Genomic DNA, 5,231 nt, shown 5'->3' on the forward strand with positions numbered 1-5,231 from the left:
AGTGGTGTGAGCCATTAAGCTAACTTGTACTAATTACCCGTGAGGCTTAACCATACAACGCCAAACGCGTTTTATGTGATAGTGAAACACGCGAAGAAGTTAATATGACTAAAGTAGATATTACTTAAAGACTTAAAAAATATTATCAGATATTTTCCAAATTCAAGAGGTGACTCTTAGCGCGTAGCGTTAAAGTTGAGGCACCTTGCGCAAAGAAAATGGTAGCACTACGTGCTTGTCATTACTTCTTTGCACCATATTTGCTTGGTGACAATAGCGTTTTGGACCCACCTGATCCCATGCCGAACTCAGTAGTGAAACGAAACAGCGCCGATGATAGTGTAGCATTTGCTATGTGAAAGTAGGACATTACCAGGCTTCAAATTTAGTCGAAGGACTTAAATCTTAATAATTAAAAATAAGAAAATTGAAAAGAATTTTCTTGGTGACAATAGCGTTTTGGACCCACCTGACTCCATGCCGAACTCAGTAGTGAAACGAAACAGCGCCGATGATAGTGTAGCATTTGCTATGTGAAAGTAGGACATTACCAGGATTTAATTAAGAGAAACCCGTTACAGCAATGTAACGGGTTTTTTGCTATTTGGAGTTTCATAAATAGCATAATATTTTATGCTGAGCTCGGTAGTGGCCGCTTTGCATATCCTATACTCCACGGTATTCCTATACATCAAACGAAATAGCTCGAAGCCGAGCCTTGGCCAGTGATGGTGTAGCTGTAGTATTTGCTATGTGGCTCTTTACCGCTGTAGGCACTATGACATTACCAAGATTTAATTAAGAGAAACCGGTTACAGCAATGTAATGGGTTTTTTGCTATTTGGAATTTCATAAATAGCATAATATTTTATGCTGAGCTCGGTAGTGGCCGCTTTGTATATCCTATACTCCACGGTATTCCTATACATCAAACGAAATAGCTCGAAGCCGAGCCTTGGCCAGTGATGGTGTAGCTGTAGTATTTGCTATGTGCTTCTTTACCGCTGCAGGCACTATGATACCAATTCGCAATAATACTTAATCAATTTGAGAGATTAAATCTGACGCTAACTGCGTTAAAAATTTCTGATATAGAACAACTAAATAACCAAATTCTTGCCTTGTTATCGACACGATTTTCTTACTTCAAAATAGATTACTTAATTAAGCGAGTTGGTATTAGGTATAAAAATGTATATCACTCTACTTTAAGCCATTTTAATTTCTGCCTATTAATATTGATTAATTACTGCTCTAAGCTAAATTTTAGTTATATGATTTATCGCGTAAATAAAAATTAAAATAATAAGGGTTTAATAATGAATAAGACTAAAAGCCATTCGCATGGGATTTTTTGCTGGTCTGAGTTATGTACGCAAAACTGGAAAGAGGGTAAAAACTTTTATACTTCATTATTCAACTGGGGATATGATGATCAAGCTATTGGAGAAGGCGTATATTACACCATGTTACAAAAACAAGGGGATGATATAGCTGCTATGTATGAAATGCCCAAAGAGCAAGTTGATGGCGGAGTTCCCAGTCACTGGTTGGCGTATATTGCAGTTGATAATGTTGATAATTGCGCAGTTAAAGCAAAAACGCTCGGGGCTGAGATTATTGCGGGCCCTCATGATGTTGTGAATGCTGGTCGTATGCTGATGCTCAAAGATCCTGCTGGTGCCACGGTGGCTTTATGGCAAGCAAATGAGCATAGAGGTTGTAAACGCTTAGGTGAATTAAATACACCATATTGGCATGAGCTAGCAACAAGAGATAGTAAAGTAAGTAGCGATTTCTACTGTTCTTTATTGGGATGGACAAGCGAAATAAAGCCGATGGAAGGCATGGACTACACTTTATTTTTAGTGGATGGGCAACCAATTGCTGGCATGCTTGAAATGACAAGTGAGTGGCCTGAAGATATTTCTGCTCATTGGATGATTTACTTTGCGGTAAAAAACTGTGATGCAACTGTAAATAAAGCGGTTAGTTTTGGGGGCGAAATATGTGTACCTGCTACTGATATTCCTGAAGTTGGGCGCTTTAGTGTTATATGCGACCCGCAAGGCGCTGTATTTTCGGTGATCGAATCTGCTATGGATAACGTTTAATGCGTTTATGTAATACCAATTTTATTAAAAACATGATCATTCTAGCGTATTAAATAACTCACTAACGACGTTAAAAATTATTTATATAGAACAACTATGTATCATAATCTTAGCCTTGTTATTGAGCTGTTTTCTTATCGCTATAATCGATCACTAATTTAATGCAATTGGTATAATTATTAAATGCAAAGTTAAATGGCTTTGTGCTTAATTATTTTACACTCCCTTTAGCGTTAATTTATTTGCAATTTTGCTATAATGCTAACCAATTAAATCGTCAGTAAGTGCAGAGAACGCAATGGAATTTGAACAAGATAGCAATTTAACCCTCCCTTTATTTCTTTTAGATGAAACATTAAGTGAAAGAGATTTAGAGCAGCCTGATTTTGAAATATCAATTGGACTTGATGATGAGTTACTTGCTCAAATTTGCCAGAATCCAAGTGAAGATAGCAGTATCGCTATTACCGTTAATAGTTATGAATTACTTATTGCTGACTCCCCATATTTAAAGATATTAGATCAAGAACATGATGCGCAAATAACATTAACGCACGGACCGCTTTTAAGTGTTATTTTAAATACTGAAGATCAAAAGGCATTCGTTTCTCCACAAATGGATATGATGCCTACTTTCGACTTGGGCGACGAAGACGAATGAAAAAAATCATAATAAGTACATTTGTATTAATAATTCTTAGTGGTTGTGCGTACTTGGGCAATGTTCACTACAATGATTTATTTGGTTTGGAACAAACACAAGAGCGAATTGTTTCACACTCTACACTTTCTGGTGCTGATTTTTTACAAAATGTAAAGCCGGTGCTAGATACCCGCTGTGTGGTTTGCCATGGTTGCTATGATGCTCCGTGCCAACTTAAGCTGTCATCGCCTGAAGGAATAGATCGAGGGTTGAGTAAAGAGTTGGTTTACGATGGAACTCGTTTATTGGCAACGACTCCGAGCCGTTTATTATTTGATGCGACTAACACTCAGCAATGGCGGGGGAAAAACTTTACGCCGGTACTTAATGAGCGAATACAAACTGAAGAGGCGAATTTAGCCGGCAGTGTTTTATTTAATAGTTTAGTACTTAAACAAAGCCATGAATTACCAGCAAATGAAGTATTAGACGATGAGTTTGATTTTTCTTTAAATCGCTCTCAAACTTGTGCAACGATGGGGGAATTTGATCAATTAGCTGATGAACAACCTCATGGTGGTATGCCCTATGGATTGCCTGGCGTATCACGCGAAGAGTTTAATCATCTACAAAGGTGGCTTAAAACAGGCAGTAAAATGTCGCATATTGCGCCGCCAAGTAAATTCGAGAAAAATAAAATAAACGGATGGGAAGCCTTTTTAAATCAAGACAGTTTAAAATATCAGTTATCGGCTCGTTATATTTATGAACACTGGTTTTTAGCACATATTTATTTTACCCCAGAAAACCCACAGAGCTTTTTTAAGTTAGTACGATCTAGCACACCCCCAGGCGAGAAAATAAAGCTTATTAATACACGTCGCCCTTATGACGACCCTAAGGTTAGTCGTGTTTATTACCGATTTATGCAAGAGCGCACAACAATATTATCTAAAACGCATTTACCGCTAGAGCTTAATGAAGCTAAATTACTGCGTTTATATGATCAATTTATTGCTCCTGATTATACTGTTACTCAAATGCCAAGTTATAAGCCTGAGTCAGCATCTAACCCATTTAAAACATTCGAAGTTATTCCTATTAATTCAAAATATCAGTTTATGCTGGATGAAGCTGAATTAATTATAATGGGCTTTATTAAAGGGCCGGTTTGTCGCGGTCAAATTGCTTTAAATGTGATTAATGACCATTTTTGGGTCGCGTTTGCTGATCCAGCTAAAGTAGCTACTCCCGCTGTTGGTGAAATGCTCATGCAACATGAAGATGCGCTTGAACTGCCCGCAGCTGAGGAAAGTAATGCCTTACCTATTTCTAATTGGGTTAAATATTCAGCGTTAGAACAAAAATATTTAAAAGCAAAGGTTGGCCTTGCTAATGAAATGTTTAAAGGTGGGGAGCACTTAACAACTGACTTATTATGGAAAGGCGATGGGCATAATGAAAATGCGGCACTGACTATTTTTCGTCATTTTGATAGTGCCACTGTTGTGAAAGGTTTTATAGGACAAGAGCCAAAAACTACATGGATCCTCGATTATGCCTTATTTGAACGTATACATTATCTTCTAGTCGCCGGCTTTGATGTGTATGGTAATGTTGGGCATCAGCTAATAACGCGTTTGTATATGGACTTTTTACGTTTAGAAGGTGAGCAAAACTTTTTAGCATTATTACCTGAGCATAAGCGTGATCAAATTAAAAAACATTGGTATCGCAAATCGCCGCCGAGTCTTGCTGACTTTTTTAAAAATAATCGAGAGTTTAGTCAACCAAGTGGTATTGAATATGAAACAAATGATCCTCAACATGAGCTTTATGGCTTAATGAAAGAGGCTTTAGCGCCAGTGTTAAGTAAGCAATATGACTATACTCAAGTGCCTAAAGCGCTAGGTGTAATAAATGCTATGCCAGCAAAAGCAGTTAATTTATTGCCGCAATTATCTTTTGTTTTAGTTAAGCAATCTGATGATAGCCACAAGGCTTATACTATTATTCATCACAATGCACACTACAATATATCCAGTTTATTGAATGAAGATGGGCAACGTGCTTATAAAGAGGATACAGCGACTATTGTTCCAGGCTTTATTGGTGACTATCCAGAATCTATTTGGTATTTAAATAATGATCAGCAAGTGGCTGCTTTTGCAGATCAATTACCCATGATGCAAATAGAAGCTGATTATAGAGCATTAAAGTCTAAGTTTGGTATTCGACGTACTCACCCTCAATTTTGGCAGTATAGTGATATTTTGCACGATACAGCTAAACAATATCGCGGTATAGAATATGGAATGTTCGATTATAATCGCTTAGAGAACCGATAATTAAATAACCTGAACTCTGGATAATAAATCTATCTCGAGCAGCTATTATCAGCGCTAACTGCGTTGAATTTACTTGCAATAGGCTAGCTATTGACGCGTAAATTCGCCTTGTTTTCACTGAGAATC

Annotated in this window: 3 protein-coding genes and 2 rRNA genes; all 5 read left to right on the plus strand. The window is 37.3% G+C overall.

Features of this window, described 5'->3' with window-relative positions; genetic code table 11:
• Positions 1–263: 263 nt before the first annotated feature.
• The 5 genes from rrf (H5119_RS19660) to H5119_RS19680 all read left to right on the plus strand — a co-directional run bounded on the left by rrf (H5119_RS19660) (position 264) and on the right by H5119_RS19680 (position 5,105).
• Positions 264–378, plus strand: a 5S ribosomal RNA gene (gene rrf, locus H5119_RS19660).
• A gap of 63 nt (positions 379–441) precedes the next feature.
• A 5S ribosomal RNA gene (rrf, locus tag H5119_RS19665) occupies positions 442–556 on the plus strand.
• Positions 557–1,319: 763 nt separating this feature from the next.
• Positions 1,320–2,114 (plus strand): VOC family protein, encoded by a 795-nt coding sequence (locus tag H5119_RS19670; RefSeq protein ID WP_182703434.1) that lies wholly within the window; start codon positions 1,320–1,322, stop codon positions 2,112–2,114.
• Positions 2,115–2,412: 298 nt separating this feature from the next.
• On the plus strand, positions 2,413–2,775 hold the full coding sequence (locus H5119_RS19675; protein ID WP_077536274.1) for a hypothetical protein: 363 nt from the start codon (positions 2,413–2,415) through the stop codon (positions 2,773–2,775).
• Complete coding sequence (locus H5119_RS19680) at positions 2,772–5,105, plus strand: fatty acid cis/trans isomerase (protein WP_182703435.1); 2,334 nt, start codon at positions 2,772–2,774, stop codon at positions 5,103–5,105. The genes H5119_RS19675 and H5119_RS19680 overlap by 4 nt, the downstream gene beginning before the upstream one ends.
• Positions 5,106–5,231: the final 126 nt, after the last annotated feature.

The sequence above is a fragment of the Pseudoalteromonas sp. SG45-5 genome (assembly GCF_014164085.1).
GTDB lineage: Bacteria > Pseudomonadota > Gammaproteobacteria > Enterobacterales > Alteromonadaceae > Pseudoalteromonas > Pseudoalteromonas aliena.